Annotated in this window: 20 protein-coding genes; 18 read left to right on the top strand and 2 right to left on the bottom strand. The window is 71.1% G+C overall.

The features are described 5' to 3' along the window. The first annotated feature begins 100 nt into the window (after positions 1-100). On the top strand, positions 101-2614 hold the full coding sequence (locus E5083_RS25685) for a RelA/SpoT family protein (protein ID WP_135788071.1): 2514 nt from the start codon (positions 101-103) through the stop codon (positions 2612-2614). A 76-nt stretch (positions 2615-2690) separates the two neighbouring features. On the opposite strand, the gene E5083_RS25680 is transcribed toward E5083_RS25685, so the two are convergent. Both E5083_RS25680 and E5083_RS25675 read right to left on the bottom strand, forming a co-directional pair. Continuing rightward, the gene (locus E5083_RS25680; protein ID WP_135788070.1) at positions 2691-3920 is read right to left on the bottom strand and encodes a DUF349 domain-containing protein; all 1230 of its coding nucleotides are present in this window, start codon (positions 3918-3920) and stop codon (positions 2691-2693) included. A gap of 168 nt (positions 3921-4088) precedes the next feature. Beyond that, complete coding sequence (locus E5083_RS25675) at positions 4089-4913, bottom strand: peptidylprolyl isomerase (RefSeq protein ID WP_135788069.1); 825 nt, start codon at positions 4911-4913, stop codon at positions 4089-4091. A gap of 180 nt (positions 4914-5093) precedes the next feature. Between E5083_RS25675 and E5083_RS25670 the strand changes: the two genes are divergently transcribed. The 17 genes from E5083_RS25670 to efp all read left to right on the top strand — a co-directional run bounded on the left by E5083_RS25670 (position 5094) and on the right by efp (position 22787). Beyond that, positions 5094-5801 carry an MBL fold metallo-hydrolase gene (locus tag E5083_RS25670; protein WP_030810661.1) on the top strand — a complete coding sequence of 236 codons (708 nt, stop codon included), beginning with the start codon at positions 5094-5096 and terminating at the stop codon, positions 5799-5801. A 13-nt stretch (positions 5802-5814) separates the two neighbouring features. Further along, positions 5815-7074: a histidine--tRNA ligase gene (hisS, locus tag E5083_RS25665; RefSeq protein ID WP_135788068.1), complete on the top strand. Its 1260-nt coding sequence runs from the start codon at positions 5815-5817 to the stop codon at positions 7072-7074. 220 nt (positions 7075-7294) lie between these two features. Next, positions 7295-7951 carry a vitamin K epoxide reductase family protein gene (locus E5083_RS25660; protein ID WP_135788067.1) on the top strand — a complete coding sequence of 219 codons (657 nt, stop codon included), beginning with the start codon at positions 7295-7297 and terminating at the stop codon, positions 7949-7951. 61 nt (positions 7952-8012) lie between these two features. Continuing rightward, entirely contained in the window at positions 8013-9368 is a 1356-nt protein-coding gene (locus E5083_RS25655; RefSeq protein ID WP_135788066.1) for a replication-associated recombination protein A, read from the top strand. Positions 9369-9713: 345 nt separating this feature from the next. After that, entirely contained in the window at positions 9714-10328 is a 615-nt protein-coding gene (gene rpsD, locus E5083_RS25650; protein ID WP_135788065.1) for a 30S ribosomal protein S4, read from the top strand. A gap of 181 nt (positions 10329-10509) precedes the next feature. Continuing rightward, positions 10510-10953 carry a DUF948 domain-containing protein gene (locus E5083_RS25645; protein ID WP_031180163.1) on the top strand — a complete coding sequence of 148 codons (444 nt, stop codon included), beginning with the start codon at positions 10510-10512 and terminating at the stop codon, positions 10951-10953. 8 nt (positions 10954-10961) lie between these two features. After that, positions 10962-11309 (top strand): hypothetical protein, encoded by a 348-nt coding sequence (locus E5083_RS25640; RefSeq protein WP_030810645.1) that lies wholly within the window; start codon positions 10962-10964, stop codon positions 11307-11309. Beyond that, the gene (alaS, locus tag E5083_RS25635) at positions 11309-13981 is read left to right on the top strand and encodes an alanine--tRNA ligase (RefSeq protein ID WP_135788064.1); all 2673 of its coding nucleotides are present in this window, start codon (positions 11309-11311) and stop codon (positions 13979-13981) included. The genes E5083_RS25640 and alaS overlap by 1 nt, the downstream gene beginning before the upstream one ends. A gap of 11 nt (positions 13982-13992) precedes the next feature. Then, positions 13993-14457 carry a Holliday junction resolvase RuvX gene (ruvX, locus tag E5083_RS25630; RefSeq protein ID WP_086695596.1) on the top strand — a complete coding sequence of 155 codons (465 nt, stop codon included), beginning with the start codon at positions 13993-13995 and terminating at the stop codon, positions 14455-14457. Between the two features lie 176 nt (positions 14458-14633). After that, a complete protein-coding gene (mltG, locus tag E5083_RS25625; RefSeq protein ID WP_167513637.1) occupies positions 14634-16175 on the top strand; it encodes an endolytic transglycosylase MltG in 1542 nt (513 codons plus the stop codon). Then, positions 16165-17004: a shikimate dehydrogenase gene (locus E5083_RS25620; RefSeq protein WP_135788062.1), complete on the top strand. Its 840-nt coding sequence runs from the start codon at positions 16165-16167 to the stop codon at positions 17002-17004. Before mltG ends, E5083_RS25620 begins: the two co-directional genes overlap by 11 nt. Before the next feature lie 175 nt (positions 17005-17179). Further along, on the top strand, positions 17180-18364 hold the full coding sequence (gene aroC, locus E5083_RS25615; RefSeq protein WP_135788061.1) for a chorismate synthase: 1185 nt from the start codon (positions 17180-17182) through the stop codon (positions 18362-18364). Then, entirely contained in the window at positions 18361-18879 is a 519-nt protein-coding gene (locus E5083_RS25610) for a shikimate kinase (RefSeq protein WP_135788060.1), read from the top strand. The genes aroC and E5083_RS25610 overlap by 4 nt, the downstream gene beginning before the upstream one ends. Then, positions 18876-19967, top strand: coding sequence for a 3-dehydroquinate synthase (gene aroB / locus E5083_RS25605; protein WP_135788059.1), 1092 nt, complete (start codon positions 18876-18878; stop codon positions 19965-19967). Before E5083_RS25610 ends, aroB begins: the two co-directional genes overlap by 4 nt. A 166-nt stretch (positions 19968-20133) precedes the next feature. Then, the gene (locus tag E5083_RS25600; RefSeq protein WP_135788058.1) at positions 20134-20985 is read left to right on the top strand and encodes a Pro-rich N-terminal domain-containing protein; all 852 of its coding nucleotides are present in this window, start codon (positions 20134-20136) and stop codon (positions 20983-20985) included. A gap of 70 nt (positions 20986-21055) precedes the next feature. Beyond that, positions 21056-22171: an aminopeptidase P family protein gene (locus tag E5083_RS25595; protein WP_135788057.1), complete on the top strand. Its 1116-nt coding sequence runs from the start codon at positions 21056-21058 to the stop codon at positions 22169-22171. A gap of 49 nt (positions 22172-22220) precedes the next feature. Then, a complete protein-coding gene (gene efp / locus E5083_RS25590) occupies positions 22221-22787 on the top strand; it encodes an elongation factor P (protein WP_030810617.1) in 567 nt (188 codons plus the stop codon). The last annotated feature ends 1 nt before the right edge of the window (position 22788 follow it).

The raw sequence follows: 22788 nt of genomic DNA, 5'->3' as shown, positions 1-22788 counted from the left end.
GCTCTCCCCACCGCCTGAAGGCGATGACGGGGCGCGGGATCGCTACCATGGGGTTTCCGGAGCCTGACCGGGGGACCCGGATCGCGCACTAGGAGTCCTCTTGCCCGACGAGGCCCAGCCACTGACCGCCGCCAAGCCGGAGTCCGCCTCGGCGCCCGCGGTGAAGCCCGCGCCGAACGCGTCCGAAGCGAAGAACGACCGGCGCGGCTCGGTCGAGCACGCCCAGTCGGCGCCGGTGGAGAAGACCGCCGACGCCGCGCGCCCCAAGCCCGCCCCCGTGCGCCCCGCAGCCGGTCAGACCGCGCCCCGCTCCGGCTCCTCCAACCGCGTCCGCGCCCGCCTGGCCCGCCTCGGCGTGCAGCGCGCCAACCCGTACAACCCGGTGCTGGAGCCGCTGCTGCGGATAGTGCGCAGCAACGACCCCAAGATCGAGAACGCGACGCTCCGCCAGATCGAGCGCGCCTACCAGGTGGCCGAGCGCTGGCACCGGGGCCAGAAGCGCAAGAGCGGCGACCCGTACATCACGCACCCGCTGGCCGTCACCACCATCCTGGCCGAGCTGGGCATGGACCCGGCGACCCTGATGGCCGGGCTGCTGCACGACACCGTCGAGGACACCGAGTACGGCCTGGACGACCTGCGCCGGGACTTCGGTGACGTGGTCGCGCTGCTGGTGGACGGCGTCACCAAGCTGGACAAGGTCAAGTTCGGCGAGGCCGCGCAGGCCGAGACCGTGCGCAAGATGGTCGTCGCCATGGCCAAGGACCCCCGTGTCCTGGTCATCAAGCTCGCCGACCGCCTGCACAACATGCGCACCATGCGCTACCTCAAGCGCGAGAAGCAGGAGAAGAAGGCGCGCGAGACCCTGGAGATCTACGCGCCGCTCGCCCACCGCCTGGGCATGAACACCATCAAGTGGGAGCTGGAGGACCTGGCCTTCGCCATCCTCTACCCCAAGATGTACGACGAGATCGTGCGGCTGGTGGCCGAGCGCGCCCCCAAGCGCGACGAGTACCTGGCCATAGTCACCGACGAGGTGCAGGCCGACCTGCGCGCCGCCCGGATCAAGGCGACCGTCACCGGCCGGCCCAAGCACTACTACAGCGTCTACCAGAAGATGATCGTCCGCGGCCGGGACTTCGCGGAGATCTATGACCTGGTCGGCATCCGCGTCCTGGTGGAGACCGTCCGGGACTGCTACGCGGCGCTCGGCACGATCCACGCGCGATGGAACCCGGTCCCCGGCCGGTTCAAGGACTACATCGCGATGCCGAAGTTCAACATGTACCAGTCGCTGCACACGACGGTCATCGGCCCCAACGGCAAGCCGGTCGAGCTGCAGATCCGCACCTTCGACATGCACCGCCGCGCCGAGTACGGCATCGCCGCGCACTGGAAGTACAAGCAGGAGGCCGTGGCCGGCGCCTCCAAGGTGCGCACCGACGCCCCGAAGTCGTCCGGCAAGGGCAAGGACGACCACCTCAACGACATGGCGTGGCTGCGCCAGTTGCTGGACTGGCAGAAGGAGACCGAGGACCCCGGCGAGTTCCTGGAGTCCCTGCGCTTCGACCTGTCCCGCAACGAGGTCTTCGTCTTCACGCCCAAGGGCGACGTGATAGCGCTCCCGGCCGGGGCCACCCCGGTCGACTTCGCCTACGCGGTGCACACCGAGGTCGGCCACCGGACCATAGGGGCACGCGTCAACGGACGCCTGGTCCCGCTGGAGTCCACCCTGGACAACGGCGACCTGGTGGAGGTCTTCACCTCCAAGGCGCCCGGCGCCGGGCCCTCCCGCGACTGGCTGGGCTTCGTCAAGTCGCCCCGCGCCCGCAACAAGATCCGCGCCTGGTTCTCCAAGGAGCGCCGGGACGAGGCGATCGAGCAGGGCAAGGACGCGATCGTCCGCGCGATGCGCAAGCAGAACCTGCCGATCCAGCGCATCCTGACCGGCGACTCCCTGGTCACGCTGGCGCACGAGATGCGCTACTCCGACATCTCCGCGCTGTACGCGGCGATCGGCGAGGGCCATGTCTCCGCGCAGAACATCGTGCAGAAGCTCGTCCAGGCGCTCGGCGGCGAGGAGGCGGCCACCGAGGAGATCGAGGAGCCGGTCCCGCCGACCCGGCGCAGCCGCAAGCGCCGCTCCAGCGCCGACCCCGGTGTCGTCGTCAAGGGCGTCGACGACGTATGGGTGAAGCTGGCCCGCTGCTGCACCCCGGTCCCGGGCGACCCGATCATCGGGTTCGTCACGCGGGGCAGCGGGGTCTCGGTGCACCGCAGCGACTGCGTCAACGTGGACTCGCTCTCCCGCGAGCCCGAGCGCATCCTCGACGTCGAGTGGGCGCCCACCCAGTCCTCGGTCTTCCTGGTCGCCATCCAGGTCGAGGCGCTGGACCGCTCCCGGCTGCTCTCGGACGTCACCCGCGTCCTGTCCGACCAGCACGTCAACATCCTGTCGGCGGCCGTGCAGACCTCCCGCGACCGGGTCGCCACCTCCCGCTTCACCTTCGAGATGGGCGACCCCAAGCACCTGGGGCACGTCCTGAAGGCGGTCCGGGGCGTGGAGGGCGTCTACGACGTCTACCGCGTCACCTCGGCCCGCAACCGGGGCTAGCGACAGATACGCCGAGGGGCTCCGTACGGTGTGTACGGAGCCCCTCGGCGCAGGCGGCGGAAATCAGGGGGCCGTCTCAGCCCCCGAACTCCTCGAGACCCTTGAGCGCCTGGTCCAGCAGCGCCTGGCGGCCCTCCAGCTCACGCTCCAGCTTGTCGGCGCGGGAGGTGTTGCCCTGGGCGCGGGCCTGCTCGACCTGGCCCCGGAGCTTGTCCACGGCGGCCTGGAGCTGACCGGTCAGACCCGCCGCACGCGCACGCGCCTCCGGGTTGGTCCGGCGCCACTCGGCCTCCTCGGCCTCCTGGATCGCCCGCTCCACCGCGTGCATCCGGCCCTCGACCTTGCCCCGCGCGTCCCGCGGCACATGACCGATGGCCTCCCACCGCTCGTTGACCGAACGGAACGCGGCACGCGCGGCCTTCAGGTCGCGCACCGGGAGGATCTGCTCGGCCTCCTCGGCCAGCGACTCCTTCAGCTTCAGGTTCTCGCCCTGCTCCGCGTCCCGCTCGGCGAACACCGAGCTGCGCGCGGCGAAGAACACGTCCTGCGCGCCCCGGAAGCGGTTCCACAGGTCGTCCTCGTGCTCGCGCTGGGCGCGGCCCGCGGCCTTCCAGTCCGCCATCAGCTCGCGGTACCGGGCCGCCGTGGCACCCCAGTCCGTCGAACCGGACAGCGCCTCGGCCTCCGCGACCAGCCGCTCCTTCACACGCCGGGCGTCCTCGCGCTGGGAGTCGAGCTGCGCGAAGTGCGCCTTGCGGCGCTTGGAGAACGCCGACCGGGCGTGCGAGAAGCGGTGCCACAGCTCGTCGTCGGACTTGCGGTCGAGCCGGGGCAGGCCCTTCCAGGTGTCCACCAGGGCCCGCAGCCGCTCCCCGGCCACCCGCCACTGGTCGGACGCCGCGAGCTGCTCCGCCTCCGCGACCAGGTCCTCCTTGGCCTTGCGGGCCTCGTCGGACTGCTTGGCCCGCTGCGCCTTGCGCTCCTCGCGCCGCGACTCGACCTTCTCGACGAGCTTGTCCAGCCGGGTCCGCAGCGCCTCCAGGTCGCCCACCGCGTGGTGCGCGTCCACCTGCTCGCGGATGTGGCCGATCGCGGTCTGGGCGTCCTTCGCGGACAGATCGGTGGTCTGCACGCGCTTTTCGAGGAGGCCGATCTCGACCACCAGGCCCTCGTACTTGCGCTCGAAGTAGGCAAGCGCCTCCTCGGGGGAGCCGGCCGCCCACGATCCGACGACCTGCTCGCCGTCGGCCGTACGCACGTACACGGTCCCCGTCTCGTCGACGCGGCCCCACGGGTCGCTGCTCACAGCGCCTCCTCCACATGATGCCTGCGGGGAGCCTCCCGGCCCCCTGGCATCGTCCACAGTTTCGTCATCGCCAACATAGGCGACCGGCGGGTGGCCTGTCCGCATCCGGCGGCACCCAATTCCGCAGGCGACCGGCCCGCGAGGGCGGGCCGGAACGCCCCGGCGGGGTCAGGACTTCGTGACCGTCGCCTTGTCGATCACGACCGTCGCGTTCGGGGCGCCGTCGCCCTGGCCGGTGTTCTCGCCCGCCTTGGCGATCTTGTCAAGCACCTTCAGCCCGGCCTTGTCGATCGTGCCGAAGGGGGTGTACGACGGCGGCAGCGGGCTGTCCTTGTACACCAGGAAGAACTGGCTGCCGCCGGTGTGCGCCTGCCCGGTGTTGGCCATCGCCACCGTGCCCGCCGGGTAGGTGTTCTTCTTGAGGCTCTTGTCCTTCAGATTCTCGTCCGGGATGGTGTAGCCCGGCCCGCCGGTGCCGGTGCCCGTCGGGTCGCCGCACTGCAGGACGTAGATCCCGTTCGTGGTCAGCCGGTGGCACTTGGTGTGGTCGAAGAAGCCCTTGTCCGCGAGGTAGGAGAAGGAGTTCACCGTGTGCGGGGCCGCCGACGCCTTCAGCGCGATGCCGATGTCGCCGCAGGTGGTCGCCAGCTTCATCGTGTAGTCGGCCGACGTGTCGATCGACACCGCCGGCTCCTTCTTCCACGACTGCTTCTTCACCGAGCCCTTGGCCGGCTTCTCGCAGGGGTCCGGGGCCTTGCTGGGGCTCGCGGCCGCGCTCGGCGAGGACCCGGCGGCGTCCACCTTCTTGTCGCCGTCGTCCTTCATCACGCCCGTCGTGTACAGCGCCACGCTGCCGATCACGATCACGCCGAGCACCGACGCGATCACCGAGTTGCGCATGCGCGCCTTGCGTCGCGAGTCCGTGCGCCGCTGCTGCTGCCGCAAGAACTTCTCCCGTGCGAGCTGACGCCGTCGCTGCTCCTGGCTGACCACCGGGTTTCTCCCTCATGCGTGTCGTATGCCGACCGGTACGTGTGCGTCCTGTGATCCGACAGGCGCGTGTAGCCCCGTACCGTATATGGGTTCGCTGAGGAATCGGCAGCGCCGGTAGGCTCTGGGATCACGGGCCGCCCCCGCGCGAGCCCTCCCGTACCGACACAACGAAGGACGATCGTGCTCATTGCCGGGTTCCCCGCCGGGGCCTGGGGGACGAACTGTTATCTCGTCGCCCCCGCCGCCGGTGAGGAGTGCGTGATCATCGACCCCGGCCATCAGGCCGCCCCCGGCGTCGAGGAAGCGCTGAAGAAGCATCGCCTCAAGCCGACCGCCGTCGTCCTCACCCACGGCCACATCGACCACGTCGCCTCCGTCGTCCCCGTGTGCGGCGCGCACGACGTGCCCGCGTGGATTCATCCCGACGACCGGTACATGCTCAAGCACCCCGAGAAGGCGCTCGGCCGGTCCATCGGGATGCCGCTCATGGGCGAACTGACCGTGGGGGAGCCGGACGACGTCCGCGAGCTGACCGACGGGGCGAAGCTGGACCTGGCCGGGATGGAGTTCTCCGTCGCCCACGCGCCGGGCCATACCAAGGGGTCGGTGACCTTCCGGATGCCCGAGAGCGCCGACGTCCCGTCGGTCTTCTTCTCCGGGGATCTGCTGTTCGCCGGCTCCGTGGGACGCACCGACCTGCCGGGCGGATCGATGGAGGACATGCTCGGGTCGCTGGCACGCGTGTGCCTGCCGCTCGACGACTCCACCGTGGTCCTGTCCGGCCACGGCCCCCAGACCACCATCGGCCAGGAACGCGCCACCAACCCCTATCTGCGGCAGGTGGCCGCCGGCCAGGGAACCGACCCGGCTCCCCGACGAGGAATGTGACGAGAGAACTTCCGTGAGCACCTTCAAGGCCCCCAAGGGCACGTACGACCTGATCCCGCCGCAGTCCGCCCAGTACCTCGCCGTCCGCGAGGCCATCGCCGCCCCGCTGCGCAACTCCGGGTACGGCTACATCGAGACGCCGGGCTTCGAGAACGTCGAGCTGTTCGCGCGCGGTGTCGGTGAGTCCACCGACATCGTCACCAAGGAGATGTACGCCTTCGAGACCAAGGGCGGCGACCGCCTCGCCCTGCGCCCCGAAGGCACCGCCTCCGTGCTCCGCGCCGCCCTGGAGGCCAGCCTGCACAAGGCGGGCAACCTCCCGGTCAAGCTCTGGTACTCCGGCTCCTACTACCGCTACGAGCGCCCGCAGAAGGGCCGTTACCGCCACTTCTCCCAGGTCGGCGCCGAGGCGATCGGTGCCGAGGACCCCGCGCTGGACGCCGAGCTGATCATCCTGGCCGACCAGGCGTACCGCTCGCTGGGCCTGCGCGAGTTCCGCATCCTGCTCAACAGCCTGGGCGACGCCGAGTGCCGTCCGGTGTACCGGGCCGCGCTCCAGGACTTCCTGCGCGGACTCGACCTCGACGAGGACACCCTGCGCCGCGCCGAGATCAACCCGCTGCGCGTCCTGGACGACAAGCGCGAGTCGGTGCAGAAGCAGCTCACCGGCGCCCCCCTGCTGCGCGACTACCTGTGCGACGCCTGCAAGGCGTACCACGAGGAGGTCCGCGAGCTGATCACCGCCGCCGGCGTCGCCTTCGAGGACGACCCCAAGCTGGTCCGGGGCCTGGACTACTACACCCGCACCACCTTCGAGTTCGTCCACGACGGCCTCGGCTCCCAGTCCGCCGTCGGCGGCGGCGGCCGGTACGACGGCCTCTCCGAGATGATCGGCGGCCCCGCGCTGCCCTCGGTCGGCTGGGCGCTCGGCGTGGACCGCACCGTCCTCGCCCTGGAGGCCGAGGGCGTGGAACTGGACCTGCCGTCCACCACCAGCGTCTTCGCCGTGCCGCTCGGCGAGGAGGCCCGGCGGGTGCTGTTCGCCAAGGTCACCGAGTTGCGCAAGGTCGGCGTCGCGGCCGACTTCTCCTACGGCGGCAAGGGCCTGAAGGCCGCGATGAAGGCCGCCAACCGCTCCGGCGCCCGCTACGCGCTGGTGCTCGGCGAGCGCGACCTCGCCGAGGGCCTGGTGCAGGTCAAGGACATGGAGTCCGGCGAGCAGACCGCGGTCGGCCTGAACGAGGTCGTCGCGGAGCTGGAGTCCCGGCTCTGACCCTCGGTCGTGAACAGGTGACGGGCCGGACGGACAGCCGTCCGGCCCGTCACCGTTCGATCGCCTGTGCTGCCGTACGGTCCGAACCGGCCGAAAATAGAGGGAGCGTGCCCCGCCCGCCTCGAACTTATGCACAGCGAACGGTGCGCCAGGGCGCCTGTGCGGCACAATGACCGATGCCCGAAGCAGGTCCGATCTAGCGAGTGACGGAATCGGCGTGATGAGCAAGACGACAGTCAACGACGTCTCCACCCAGTCCGGGCCCGAACGTGCTCACGGCACGGCCCGCGTCGAGGGCGGCAGCCGCGCCTTCGCCCTGATGCTGGTGATCACTGGCGCGGCCGGACTGCTCGCCGCCTGGGTCATCACGCTCGACAAGTTCAAGCTGCTCGAAGCCAAGGTCGAGGGGAAGACCTTCGTCCCCGGCTGCAGTCTCAACCCCGTGGTCTCCTGCGGCAGCGTCATGGAGAGCAAGCAGGCCGCCGCCTTCGGCTTCCCCAACCCCATGCTGGGCCTGGTCGCCTACGGCATCGTGATCTGCGTCGGGGTGAGCCTGCTCGCCCGCGCCCGCTTCCCCCGCTGGTACTGGCTGACCTTCAACGCCGGCACGCTGTTCGGCGTCGGCTTCTGCACCTGGCTCCAGTTCCAGTCCCTGTACCGGATCAACGCCCTGTGCCTGTGGTGCTCGCTGGCCTGGGTCGCCACGATCATCATGTTCTGGTACCTCACCTCCTTCAACGTGCGCCAGGGCTTCCTGCCCGCCCCGCGCCCGCTGCGCTCCTTCTTCGGCGAGTTCACCTGGGTCCTGCCCGTGCTGCACATCGGGATCATCGGCATGCTGATCCTGACCCGCTGGTGGAGCTTCTGGACGAGCTGACCGGCCGTGCCTCAACCGGTGTCCGGGGCCGTTGTCAGTGGCGTGATTTAGGGTTTTCGGTGTGGAAGCCGACCTGTTCACCGCCGCAGCCGAAGAACGCCAGGAGAAGGAGCCCGCGGGCAGTCCCCTGGCGGCGCGCATGCGCCCGCGCACCCTGGACGAGGTGGTGGGCCAGCGCCATCTGCTCAAGCCCGGCTCGCCGCTGCGCAGACTGGTCGGCGAGGGCGGCCGGGGTCCCGCCGGACCCTCCTCGGTGATCCTCTGGGGCCCGCCCGGCACCGGCAAGACCACCCTCGCCCATGTCGTCTCCCGCGCCACCGACCAGCGCTTCGTGGAGCTGAGCGCCATCAGCGCCGGCGTCAAGGAGGTCCGCGCGGTCATCGACGGCGCCCGCCGCGCCACCGGCGGCTTCGGCAAGGAGACCGTCCTCTTCCTGGACGAGATCCACCGCTTCAGCAAGGCCCAGCAGGACTCCCTGCTCCCGGCCGTGGAGAACCGCTGGGTCACCCTGATCGCGGCCACCACGGAGAACCCGCACTTCTCGGTCAACTCCCCGCTGCTCTCCCGCTCCCTGCTTCTGACCCTCGAACCGCTCACCGACGACGACGTACGCGACCTCGTGCGCCGCGCCCTGGCCGACGAGCGGGGCCTGGGCGGGACGCTCACCCTCCCCGAGGAGTCCGAGGAGCACATCCTGCGGGTGGCCGGCGGCGACGCCCGCCGCGCCCTCACCGTGCTGGAGGCCGCCGCCGGCGCCTCTCTCGACAAGGGTGAGGGCGAGATCACCCTGACCACGCTGGAGGAGACCGCCGACCGCGCGGCGGTGAAGTACGACCGCGACGGCGACCAGCACTACGACGTGGCCAGCGCCCTGATCAAGTCCATCCGGGGCTCGGACGTGGATGCGGCCCTGCACTACCTGGCCCGGATGATCGAGGCCGGCGAGGACCCCCGCTTCATCGCCCGGCGCCTGATGATCTCCGCCAGCGAGGACATCGGTGTCGCCGACCCCAACGCGCTGCCGATAGCCGTCGCGGCCGCGCAGGCCGTCGCGATGATCGGCTTCCCCGAGGCTTCGCTCACCCTCAGCCACGCCACCATCGCGCTCGCGCTGGCCCCCAAGTCCAATTCCGCGACCACCGCGATCGGCGAGGCCCTGGCCGACGTGCGCAAGGGCCTCGCGGGCCCGGTCCCGGCCCACCTGCGGGACGGGCACTACCAGGGCGCCAAGAAGCTGGGCCACGCCAAGGGCTACGTCTACCCGCACAACCAGGCCGACGGCATCGCCGCCCAGCAGTACGCCCCGGACGCCCTCAAGGACCGCGAGTACTACACCCCGACCCGGCACGGCGCCGAGGCGCGGTACGCGGACGCGGTCGAATGGACCAGGAAGCACCTGGGTCGAAAGCGGTCCTGAGCGCCCTGTAGACTGCCTCGAAGTGCTGAGTCCCGTGTCCGGGCCCCCGACAAGGGGGAACGGCTCACCAGAGCGGGACATCCAGCCGGAGAGTCCGGCCCCTCGGGGCGGGGTTCTCCAGGAGCGTCGCGCACCGTCGAAGGTGTCGCGGGCAGCCCACCACCCTCCGGCCGAGCGCCGGGACCGGTCGGTGGGCCACTCGCGTGCTGCACGTATGTGCCCAGTTCGGGGAACGGCTGCCCGGCCCGTCCGGTAAGGACAGGCAGGGTCTCCCCGGCTGCGGATGCGACCTCCCCTAACCCTGGTGAAGCCGTATTCGCATAAGAAACACGAGGTGTCGGTTCCATGGCGAACCAGTCCCGCCCCAAGGTCAAGAAGTCGCGTGCCCTCGGCATCGCGCTGACCCCGAAGGCCGTCAAGTACTTCGAGGCCCGCCCCTACCCGCCGGGCGAGCACGGCCGCGGCCGCAAGCAGAACTCGGACTACAAGGTCCGTCTGCTCGAGAAGCAGCGTCTGCGCGCGCAGTACGACGTGTCCGAGCGCCAGCTCGTCCGCGCCTACGAGCGTGCCTCCAAGGTCCAGGGCAAGACCGGTGAGGCCCTGATCATCGAGCTCGAGCGCCGCCTCGACGCGCTGGTCCTGCGTTCGGGCATCGCCCGCACGATCTACCAGGCCCGCCAGATGGTCGTCCACGGCCACATCCAGGTCAACGGCCAGAAGGTCGACAAGCCGTCCTTCCGTGTCCGTCCGGACGACGTCGTGCAGGTCCGCGACCGCTCCAAGGACAAGACGCTCTTCCAGGTCGCGCGTGAGGGTGGCTTCGCCGCCGACGGTGAGACCCCGCGTTACCTCCAGGTGAACCTCAAGGCCCTGGCGTTCCGCCTGGACCGTGAGCCGAACCGCAAGGAGATCCCGGTGATCTGCGACGAGCAGCTCGTCGTCGAGTACTACGCCCGCTGATCCCAGCCCCGGCGCAGCACCACGGCCCGTCGTCCCCCCGCTCTTTCGCGGGCGGGACGGCGGGCTCGCGCGTTTCCGGCGCCCCCGCCGGCGCCCGGTAATCCGGTACGGAGCCCCGCCGGTGGCGCGATAGGCTCGGTGCACGACTTTTATCGATGCTCAAGCACGTTTCAGGGAGCTGGTGCGCACAGTGTCCGGTGGAGAGGTTGCCGGGATTCTGGTGGCCGTCTTCTGGGCGATCCTGGTCTCCTTCCTCGCCGTAGCGCTGGCGAGGCTGGCCCAGACGCTCAAGGCGACCACCAAGCTCGTGGCGGACGTGACCGACCAGGCCGTCCCGCTGCTGGCGGACGCGTCCACGGCGGTGCGCTCGGCGCAGACCCAGATCGAGCGCGTCGACGCCATCGCCTCCGACGTGCAGGAGGTGACGTCGAACGCCTCCGCGCTCTCCTCCACCGTCGCCTCCACCTTCGGCGGCCCCCTGGTCAAGGTCGCCGCCTTCGGCTACGGCGTCCGCCGCGCGCTCGGCGGCCGCGACGAGGCCAAGCCCGCGAAGACGCCGCGCCGAACGGTGATCGTGGGCCGGACGGTCCCGGCCGCACGGCGGGGCAAGCGAAAGAAGGACTGAGGACCGCGATGTTCCGCCGTACGTTCTGGTTCGGCACCGGCGTCGCCGCCGGTGTGTGGGCCACCACCAAGGTCAACCGCAAGCTGAAGCAGCTCACTCCCGAGAGCCTCGCCGTCACCGCGGCCAACAAGGCACTGGAGACCGGGCACCGGCTCAAGGACGCGGCGGTCGGCTTCGCACTCGACGTCCGCGACAACATGGTCCAGCGCGAGGCGGAGCTGGAGGAGGCGCTCGGCATCCACGAGAGCCCCGCCCTGCCGGAGCCCCGGCGGATCACCGCCATCGAGAACAACAGCAGCACAGTGAAGTACATCGAGAACACGACGTACTCGTACAACCGGAATGAGGACCACTGATGGAGTCGGCCGAGATTCGCCGCCGCTGGCTGAGCTTCTTCGAGGAGCGCGGGCACACCGTCGTCCCTTCGGCGTCGCTCATCGCGGACGACCCGACTCTGCTCCTCGTCCCGGCCGGCATGGTGCCCTTCAAGCCCTACTTCCTGGGTGAGGTCAAGCCGCCCTTCCAGCGCGCCACCAGCGTGCAGAAGTGCGTGCGCACGCCCGACATCGAAGAGGTCGGCAAGACCACCCGCCACGGCACCTTCTTCCAGATGTGCGGCAACTTCTCCTTCGGCGACTACTTCAAGGAAGGCGCCATCAAGTTCGCCTGGGAGCTGCTCACCAGCCCCCAGGACAAGGGCGGTTACGGCCTCGACCCCGAGCGCCTGTGGATCACCGTCTACAAGGACGACGACGAGGCCGAGCGCATCTGGCACGACGTCGTGGGCGTGCCCAAGGAGCGCATCCAGCGCCTGGGCATGAAGGACAACTACTGGTCCATGGGCGTCCCCGGCCCCTGCGGCCCCTGCTCCGAGATCAACTACGACCGCGGCCCCGAGTTCGGCGTCGAGGGCGGCCCCGCCGTCAACGACGAGCGGTACGTCGAGATCTGGAACCTCGTCTTCATGCAGTACGAGCGGGGCGAGGGCATCGGCAAGGACGACTTCGAGATCCTCGGGGACCTGCCGAGCCAGAACATCGACACGGGCCTCGGCCTGGAGCGCCTCGCCATGATTCTGCAGGGCGTGCAGAACATGTACGAGATCGACACCTCCATGGCCGTCATCGAGAAGGCCACCGAGCTGACCGGCGTGGCCTACGGCGACGCCCAGGCGTCGGACGTCTCGCTGCGCGTGGTCACCGACCACATGCGCACCGCCGTCATGCTGATCGGCGACGGCGTCACCCCCGGCAACGAGGGCCGCGGCTACGTGCTGCGCCGCATCATGCGCCGCGCCATCCGCAACATGCGCCTGCTGGGCGCCGACGGACCGGTCGTCAAGCCGCTGATCGACGTCGTGATCGCCATGATGGGCCAGCAGTACCCCGAGCTGATCACCGACCGCGAGCGCATCGAGAAGGTCGCCGTCGCCGAGGAGAACGCCTTCCTCAAGACGCTCAAGGCCGGCACCAACATCCTCGACACCGCCGTCACCGAGACCAAGCAGTCCGGCGGCAGCATGCTCTCCGGCGACAAGGCGTTCCTGCTCCACGACACCTGGGGCTTCCCGATCGACCTCACCCTGGAGATGGCCGCCGAGCAGGGCCTCTCCGTGGACGAGACCGGCTTCCGCCGCCTGATGACGGAGCAGCGGGAGCGCGCCAAGGCCGACGCCCGCGCCAAGAAGACCGGCCACGCCGACCTCGGCGCCTACCGGGAGATCGCGGACGCCTCCGGCGCCACCGACTTCATCGGCTACAGCGACACCGAGAGCGAGACCACGATCGTCGGCATCCTCGTCGACGGTGTCTCCTCGCCGGCCGCCACCGAGGGCGACGAGGTCGAGATCGTGCTCGACCGCACCCCGTTCTACGCCGAGGGCGGCGGCCAGATCGGTGACACCGGCCGCATCAAGGTGGACACCGGTGCCGTCATCGAGATCCGCGACACCCAGAAGCCGGTGCCGGGCGTGTACGTCCACAAGGGCGTTGTCCAGGTCGGCGAGGTCACGGTCGGGGCCAGGGCCCAGGCGTCCATCGACGCCCGCCGCCGCAAGGCCATCGCCCGCGCCCACTCGGCCACCCACCTGACCCACCAGGCGCTGCGCGACGCCCTCGGCCCGACGGCCGCCCAGGCCGGTTCGGAGAACCAGCCCGGCCGCTTCCGCTTCGACTTCGGCTCCCCGGCCGCCGTCCCGACGGCCGTGATGACCGACGTCGAGCAGAAGATCAACGAGGTGCTCTCCCGCGACCTGGACGTGCACGCCGAGGTCATGGGCATCGACGACGCCAAGAAGCAGGGCGCCATCGCCGAGTTCGGCGAGAAGTACGGCGAGCGGGTCCGCGTGGTCACCATCGGCGACTTCTCCAAGGAGCTGTGCGGCGGCACCCACGTGCACAACACCGCCCAGCTCGGCCTGGTGAAGCTGCTCGGCGAGTCCTCCATCGGCTCCGGCGTACGCCGGATCGAGGCGCTGGTCGGCATGGACGCCTACAACTTCCTCGCCCGCGAGCACACGGTCGTCAACCAGCTCAGCGAGCTGATCAAGGGACGCCCGGAGGAGCTGCCGGAGAAGGTCTCCGCGATGCTCGGCAAGCTGAAGGACGCCGAGAAGGAGATCGAGAAGTTCCGCGCCGAGAAGGTCCTCCAGGCCGCCGCCGGTCTCGCCGGGTCCGCCAAGGACGTACGCGGTGTCGCCCTGGTCGCCGGCCAGGTCCCGGACGGCACCACCCCGGACGACCTGCGCAAGCTGGTGCTGGACGTGCGCGGGCGCATCCAGGGCGGCCGGGCCGCCGTGGTCGCCCTCTTCACGGTGAACAACGGCAAGCCGCTCACCGTCATCGCCACCAACGACGCGGCCCGCGAGCGCGGCCTCAAGGCCGGTGAGCTGGTCCGCACCGCCGCCAAGACCCTCGGCGGCGGCGGTGGCGGCAAGCCGGACGTCGCCCAGGGCGGCGGCCAGAACCCGGCCGCCGTCGGCGAGGCCGTCGACGCCGTCGAGCGCCTCGTCGCCGACACCGCGAAGTAGGCCGGGCCGTCATGCGCAGAGGACGCCGGCTCGCCATCGACGTCGGGGACGCCCGGATCGGGGTCGCCTCGTGCGACCCCGACGGAATCCTCGCCACCCCGGTGGAGACGGTTCCCGGCCGGGACATCCCGGCCGCGCACCGCAGGCTGCGGCAACTGGTCGAGGAGTACGAGCCGATCGAGGTCGTCGTCGGGCTCCCTCGCTCCCTCAAGGGGGGCGAGGGGCCGGCGGCGGTCAAGGTGCGCGCGTTCACCCAGGAGCTGGCGCGGGGCATCAAGCCGGTGCCGGTCAGGCTGGTGGACGAGCGGATGACCACGGTGACGGCCAGTCAGGGACTGCGCGCCTCGGGCGTGAAGTCCAAGAAGGGCCGCTCCGTGATCGACCAGGCGGCCGCGGTGATCATTCTCCAGCAGGCGCTGGAATCCGAACGGGTGTCAGGTGCGCCACCCGGTGAGGGCGTCGAAGTGGTCATCTGATCGCGGTGCGGTAACGTTCCGCGCGATGCGGCGGTGTTCGAACAGCCGCCGCACAGCAAGAGGCGGAACGGAAGCCGGTCCTGGAGCCGGGCGACCGTCGGCCTCGCGGCTCTAGGGGATCGATGACTGAGTATGGCCGGGGCCCAGGCACCGAACCGTGGCATCCGGAGGACCCGTTGTACGGGGACGCCGGGTGGGGGGCGCAAGCGGCCCACGCGGGACAGCAGTACCCCTATGGCGGCCAGCCGCAGCACCCGCAGTACGACGGCTGGTCCCAGGAGCAGCAGCCGCACTACGGGGGTCAGCAGTACCCGCCGTACGACGGCCAGGGCCAGCACTTCGATCCCCAGCAGACCGGGCAGCACCCGTATCCCCAGCAGCACCAGGGCGGCTGGGACGCGACGGGCACGCACGGCCATGTGCCCTACGCGGCCGATCCGGGCGACCCCTACGGGCAGCACCCCGCCGCCTACGGCGCCGAGCAGCCCGACCTCTACGGCACCGAGGACGCCTACCCGCCGCCCCAGCCGCCCGGCCACCGGGACCCCCAGGGCGACGACGAGCCTCCGCTGCCCCCCGAGGACGACGACGTCCCGGCGGAACCCGCCGAGCGGCGCGGCAAGGGCCGCAAGCCCGTCAAGAGCAAGAAGGGCCGCACCGGCTGCGCCCTGATGGTCGTCGTCCTCGTCTTCGGCGGCGGCCTCGGCGGCGTCGCCTACTTCGGCTACCAGTTCTACAAAAACCGCTTCGCCCCCGCCCCGGACTACGCGGGCAGCGGCAACGGCGAGGCGGTGACGGTCGAGATCCCCAAGGGCGCGGTCGGCGCCGACATCGGCCGCAAGCTCAAGGAGGCCGGCGTCGTCCAGAGCGTCGACGCCTTCGTCTCGGCCCAGCTCGCGAACCCCAAGGGCAAGTCCCTCCAGGACGGCGTCTACACCCTGCAGAAGCACATGTCCGCCGCCAGCGCGGTGGAGCTGATGCTCAGCCCGAAGAGCCGCAACAACCTGATCATCGCCGAGGGCACCCGCAACGCGGCCGTCTACGCGCTGATCGACAAGCGGCTGAAGGTGGCGAGCGGCACCACCCAGAAGGTGGCCGCGAAGGAGTACAAGTCCCTCGGCCTGCCCGCCTGGGCGCTGAACCACCCCGGTCTGAAGGACCCGCTGGAGGGCTTCCTCTTCCCGTCCAGCTACGCGGTCGGCAAGGACCAGAAGCCCAAGGACGTCCTGAAGGCGATGGTCGGCCGGGCCAACGACAAGTACACGGCCCTGGGCCTGGACAAGAAGGCGTCCGACGTCGGGCTCGAATCGCCCTGGGAGCTGCTGACCGCCGCGAGCCTGGTCCAGGCGGAGGGCAAGACGCACGACGACTTCCGCAAGATGGCTGAAGTCATCTACAACCGCCTCAAGCCGGACAACACCGAGACGAACCGGCTCCTCCAGTTCGACTCGACGTACAACTACCTCAAGGGCGCCAGCAACATCCACATCTCCGAGGCGGAGATCAACGCCGACCGGAGCCCGTACAACACGTACACCAACAAGGGCCTGCCGCCCGGCCCGATCGGCAACCCGGGCGACGAGGCGCTCAACGCGGCCCTGTCCCCGACGCACGAGGGCTGGATGTACTTCGTGGCGACGGACGGTATGAACAAGACCGAATTCGCCAAGACGTACGACGAGTTCAAGGCGCTCAAGGACAAGTTCAATGCCAACTGAGGCCACCGACGCCCGCCGGGCCGCTGTGCTCGGTAAGCCGATCGGGCATTCGTTGTCGCCGGTGTTGCATCGGGCCGCGTATGCCGAACTCGGGCTCGGCAACTGGTCGTACGACCGGTTCGAGGTCGATGAGGTGGGGCTGCCCGGCTTCCTCGGCGGGCTTGGGCCCGAGTGGGCCGGGTTGTCGTTGACCATGCCGCTCAAGCGGGCCGTGATGCCGTTGCTGGATGAGGTCAGTGAGACGGCGGCCTCCGTGGATGCGGTGAACACGGTGGTGTTTACCGAGGACGGGCGGAAGGTCGGGGACAACACCGATATCCCCGGCATGGTCGCCGCGCTGCGCGAGCACGGGATCGAGGAGGTGGAGTCCGCCGCCATCCTCGGCGCCGGCGCCACCGCGTCCTCCGCGCTCGCCGCGCTTGCCCGGATCTGCCCGGGCGAGGTCGTGGTGTACGTCCGCAGCGCCGCCCGCGCCGCGGAGATGCGGGAGTGGGGCGAGCGCCTCGACGTGGACGTCCGCACCGCCGACTGGGCGGACGCGGCCGAGGCCCTGCACGCGCCCCTGGTGATCGCCACCACCCCCGCCGGTACGGCGGACGCCCTCGCCACCGCCGTACCCGAGCGCCCCACCACCCTCTTCGACGTGCTCTACGACCCCTGGCCCACCGAGCTGGCGGCCCGCTGGTCGATGTTCGGCGGAGCCGTGGTCGGCGGCCTGGACCTGCTGGTCCACCAGGCCGTGCTCCAGGTGGAACGGATGACCGGCCGCACCCCCGCCCCGCTGGAGGCCATGCGCCGGGCGGGCGAACGGGCCCTCGCCGCCCGCTGACCCGCCGCCCCCCGCCCCCGTACCGGGGTCCCGAAATCCGGACCGAGGCCCGGATACCGGGCCCGGCGTGGGAGGATCGGAGGTGGCGGGCCGGGATCGCGCACCCGGTCGGCCCGCCGTACGCGCGGACACGCGTAAGCGGGGCAGTACCGGGCGCGAAAACTGAGGAGCACCGTTGAGCAGGCTGCGTTGGCTGACCGCGGGGGAGTCCCACGGTCCCGCACTCGTCGCGACGCTGGAGGGACTTCCCGCCGGCGTGCCGATCACCACGGAGATGGTGGCGGATCATCTCGCGCGGCGGCGGCTCGGCTATGGGCGTGGCGCGCGGATGAAGTTCGAGCGTGACGAGGTCACGTTCCTCGGCGGTGTGCGGCACGGGCTCACGCTCGGCTCCCCGGTTGCGGTCATGGTGGGCAACACCGAGTGGCCGAAGTGGGAGCAGGTCATGGCGGCCGACCCGGTGGACGAGGAGGTGCTGGCCGGTCTCGCGCGCAACGCCCCGCTGACCCGCCCGCGTCCCGGCCACGCGGACCTCGCCGGCATGCAGAAGTACGGCTTCGACGAGGCCCGGCCGATCCTGGAGCGGGCCTCCGCGCGGGAGACGGCGGCGCGGGTCGCGCTGGGCGCGGTGGCGCGGTCGTACCTGAAGGAGACCGCCGGGATCGAGATCGTCAGCCACGTCGTGGAGCTGGCGGCGGCGAAGGCGCCGTACGGCGTGTACCCGACGCCGGCCGACGTCGAGCGGCTGGACGAGGACCCGGTGCGCTGCCTGGACGCGGACGCCTCCAAGGCGATGGTCGCGGAGATCGACCAGGCCCACAAGGACGGCGACACCCTGGGCGGTGTGGTCGAGGTGCTGGCGTACGGCGTCCCGGTCGGCCTCGGCTCGCACGTGCACTGGGACCGCAGGCTGGACGCCCGGCTCGCGGCCGCCCTGATGGGCATCCAGGCGATCAAGGGCGTCGAGGTCGGCGACGGCTTCGACCTGGCCCGGGTGCCCGGCTCGAAGGCGCACGACGAGATCCTCACCACCCCCGAGGGCATCCGGCGCGCCACCGGCCGCTCCGGCGGCACCGAGGGCGGTCTGACCACCGGTGAGCTGCTGCGGGTGCGGGCGGCGATGAAGCCGATCGCCACCGTGCCGCGCGCGCTGGCCACGGTCGACGTCGCCACCGGCGAGGCCGCGCAGGCCCACCACCAGCGCTCCGACGTGTGCGCGGTCCCGGCCGCCGGCATCGTGGCCGAGGCGATGGTGGCCCTGGTCCTCGCGGACGCGGTCGCGGAGAAGTTCGGCGGCGACAGCGTGGCCGAGACCCGCCGCAACGTCCGCTCCTACCTCGACAACCTGGCCATCGGATGAGCGCCGTGCCCCTGGTCGTCCTGGTCGGACCGATGGGCGTGGGCAAGTCCACCGTCGGACGGCTGCTGGCCGACCGGCTGGGCGCCGCGTTCCGGGACACCGACGACGACATCGTGGCCGCCCAGGGCCGCACCATCGCCGAGATCTTCGTGGACGACGGCGAGGACGCCTTCCGCGCGCTGGAGAAGCGCGCGGTGGCCGAGGCGGTCGCCGGGCACGCGGGCGTCCTCGCGCTGGGCGGCGGCGCCGTCCTCGACGCGGACACCCGCGCGCTGCTGACCGCGCAGCGGGTGGTCTACCTCTCGATGGACGTCGAGGAGGCCGTACGCCGCACCGGCCTGAACGCGGCCCGTCCGCTGCTCGCCGTCAACCCGCGCCAGCAGTGGCGCGCGCTGATGGAGGCCCGCCGCCATCTGTACGAAGAGGTCGCCACCGCCGTCGTGCCGACCGACGGACGCGGTCCCGAGGACGTCGCCCGAGCCGTCCTGGACGCACTGGAGTTGAAGGAAGCATGAGCGAGGCAGTCACCCGCATCCAGATCGCCGGGACGGCGGGCACCGACCCCTACGAGGTCCTGGTGGGCCGCCAGTTGCTGGGCGAGCTGGCCGGACTGATCGGCCAGAAGGCCAAGCGGGTCGCGGTCATCCACCCCGAGGCGCTCGCCGAGACCGGCGACGCGCTCCGCGCCGACCTGGCGGAGCAGGGGTACGAGGCGGTCGCCATCCAGGTGCCCAACGCCGAGGAGGCGAAGACCGCCGAGGTCGCCGCCTACTGCTGGAAGGCGCTCGGCCAGTCCGGCTTCACCCGCACCGACGTGGTCGTGGGCGTCGGCGGCGGCGCCACCACCGACCTCGCCGGATTCGTCGCGGCGACCTGGCTGCGCGGCGTGCGCTGGATCGCCGTCCCCACCACCGTGCTGGCCATGGTGGACGCGGCGGTCGGCGGCAAGACCGGCATCAACACCGCCGAGGGCAAGAACCTCGTCGGCGCCTTCCACCCCCCGGCCGGCGTCCTGTGCGACCTGGCCGCGCTGGACTCCCTCCCGGTGCACGACTACGTCTCCGGGCTGGCGGAGGTCATCAAGGCCGGCTTCATCGCCGACCCGGTGATCCTCGACCTGATCGAGTCCGACCCGGAGGCCGCCCGCACCCCGGCGGGCCCGCACACCGCCGAGCTGATCGAGCGCTCGATCCGGGTCAAGGCCGACGTGGTCTCCTCCGACCTCAAGGAGACCGGCCGCCGGGAGATCCTCAACTACGGCCACACCCTCGGCCACGCCATCGAGAAGAACGAACGGTACAAGTGGCGGCACGGCGCGGCCGTCGCCGTCGGCATGCACTTCGCCGCCGAACTCGGCCGCCTGGCGGGCCGGTTGGACGACGCGACCGCCGACCGGCACCGCGCGGTCCTGGAGTCGGTGGGCCTGCCGCTGCACTACCGCTACGACCAGTGGCCCAAGCTGGTGGAGGCGATGAAGGTCGACAAGAAGTCCCGTGGCGACCTGCTCCGCTTCATCGTGCTGGACGGCCTCGCCCGGCCGACCGTGCTGGAGGGCCCCGACCCGGCCGTGCTCCTCGCCGCCTACGGCGAGGTCGGCCAGTAGGTCCCGTACCGCCCGGTGTGCCCCGATTCCCCACGCGGGGCGGGCACTTCGCACCGCCCCCGGCCGTTTCACCGAATGACGGCCGGGGGCGGTACCGTTCGGTAGGGTGCGGGCTCCGTACCCGCCTTCCGGCGCCGAGTGTGTGTACGAGATGGAGTGGCAACGGATGCAGCACGCAGTGGGATCTCCGCTGCCGCCGCCCCACCAGCCGGGGCACGGGCCGCACACCACCTGGGCCGCGGGGGCGCCACAGGGTCCCGGCGTGCCGCCACCCGGGTTCTCGGCTCCCGTACCGCCCGCGCCGCTCACGCCGCCGGCCCCGCCGCCGCAGGCTCCCGCTCCTCAGCACCCCGTGGCCCCGCCGCCCGCGCCCGATGTCTCCGGGCATGTGACGCTGCCGCCCGGCGGTCCCGTGGGCGTTCCCGCGGCGCCGCCCCACCCGACCGCGCCCGACCCCTCGGCCACCACGCTCGCCGTGCTGCTGATCGGCCCGGCGGGCGCGGGCAAGACCAGCGTGGCCAAGTACTGGGCCGACCACCGCCGGGTGCCCACCGCCCACATCAGCCTGGACGACGTGCGCGAGTGGGTCCGCTCCGGCTTCGCCGACCCGCAGACCGGGTGGAACGACCACTCCGAGGCCCAGTACCGGCTGGCCCGCCGCACCTGCGGCTTCGCGGCCCGCAACTTCCTGGCCAACGGGATCTCCTGCATCCTCGACGACGCCGTCTTCCCGGACCGCCCGGTCGTCGGGCTCGGCGGCTGGAAGCGCCATGTGGGCCCCGGCCTGCTCCCGGTGGTGCTGCTGCCGGGGCTGGACATCGTCCTGGAGCGCAACGCCGAGCGCTCGGGCAACCGCCGCCTCACCGACGAGGAGGTGGCCCGCATCCACGGCCGCATGGCCGGCTGGTACGGCTCCGGGCTGCCCATCATCGACAACTCCCAGTTGGACGTCCCCGGCACGGCGCGGGTCCTGGACGAGGTGCTGGCCCGCGCGATCGCCAGCCCGCCGAACTGGTAGGGACACCGGCCGCACCCCACTCGGCCCCCGCCAACCGGCACAAACCGGGCACAACTTCTACGCTCGTCTCATGTCAGAGGTGTACGCGACCCGTCGATCCCGGCTGAGGGAACGCTGCAACGCGGCCGGTACCGCGGCAGCGCTCATCTCCCGCCCCGCCAATGTGCGCTACCTGGCGGGCGCCGCGCCCCAGGGCGCTGTCCTGCTGCTCGGCAGGGACCAGGACCAGCAGGACCAGTTGGTGTGCCCCGTCCCGCCGGAGGACCGGCCCGCGGACGGGCGCCCCGACGAGTCCCTGGTCCTGCACATCCTGTCCACGCCCGGCCGCGACCCGGCCGTGGCCGCCGCCGACCTGGCCGGGAGCCAGGGCAGCGAGGCCCTCGCCGTGGAGGAGCACCACCTCACCGTCGCCCGGTACCGCGCCCTGGACGCCGTCGCGCCGGGGCTGCGGCTCGCCGGGCTCGGTACGGCCGTGGAGCAGCTCAGGCTGATCAAGGACGAGGAGGAGATCTCCTGCCTGCGCATCGGCGCCGAGATCGCCGACCAGGCCCTCGGCGAGCTGCTGGAGTCCATCCTCGTCGGCCGCACCGAGCGCCATCTCGCGCTGGAGCTGGAGCGCCGGCTGGTCGACCACGGCGCCGAGGGCCCGGCCTTCCCGACCTCGGTGGCCACCGGCCCCAACTCCGGCCGTCCGGGCCACCGTCCCACCGACCGGCGGGTGGAGGAGGGCGACTTCCTCTCCGTCTGCCTGGGCGCCGCCTACCGCGGCTACCGGTGCGAGATCGGCCGGACCTTCGTCATCGGCACCTCGCCGGCCGACTGGCAGGTCGAGCTGTACGACCTGGTCTTCGCCGCCCAACGGGCCGGTCGCGAGGCCCTCGTGCCGGGCGCGGCCTGCCGTGACGTGGACCGTGCCGCGCGCCAGGTGCTGGACTCCGCCGGGCACGGCGCGGCCCTCCAGCCGGCCACCGGACACGGGGTCGGGCTCGAAATCGACGAGGACCCGCAGCTCGCCCCCGCGGCCATGGGTAAACTTGACGCTTGCGTGCCGGTCACCGTCGAGCCGGGGGTCCACCTTCCGGGCCGGGGCGGAGTCCGGATCGATGACACGCTCGTCGTCCGCCCCGAGGCGGACGGCGGACCCGAGCTACTCACCATCACGACCAAGGAACTGCTCGCCCTGTAGACAGGTGTGAGCGCCGGGGTCGTACGTCAGTCCAGGAGATTCCGCAACCGTGGCTTCCACGAACGACCTCAAGAACGGCATGGTGCTCAAGCTCGACGGGGGCCAGCTTTGGTCCGTCGTCGAGTTCCAGCACGTCAAGCCCGGTAAGGGCCCGGCCTTCGTGCGCACCAAGCTCAAGAACGTCCTCTCCGGCAAGGTGGTCGACAAGACCTTCAACGCCGGTGTCAAGGTCGAGACGGCCACCGTCGACAAGCGCGACATGCAGTACTCGTACAAGGACGGCGAGTACTTCGTCTTCATGGACATGGAGACGTACGACCAGCTCCACATCGACCCGAAGGCCGTCGGCGACGCCGCGAACTTCCTGATCGAGGGCTTCACCGCCGTCGTCGCCCAGCACGAGGGCGAGGTGCTCTTCGTGGAGCTGCCGGCCGCCGTCGAGCTGGTCATCCAGGAGACCGAGCCGGGCGTCCAGGGCGACCGCTCCACCGGTGGCACCAAGCCCGCCATCCTGGAGACCGGCCACCAGATCCAGGTCCCGCTCTTCATCACCACCGGCGAGAAGATCAAGGTCGACACCCGCACGAGCGACTACCTCGGCCGGGTGAACAGCTAAC

It is taken from the genome of Streptomyces bauhiniae, assembly GCF_004784475.1.
GTDB classification, from domain to species: Bacteria; Actinomycetota; Actinomycetes; order Streptomycetales; family Streptomycetaceae; genus Streptomyces; species Streptomyces seoulensis.
Note: the sequence above shows the minus strand (reverse complement) of the source record. Positions and strands in the feature narration are given on the sequence as shown.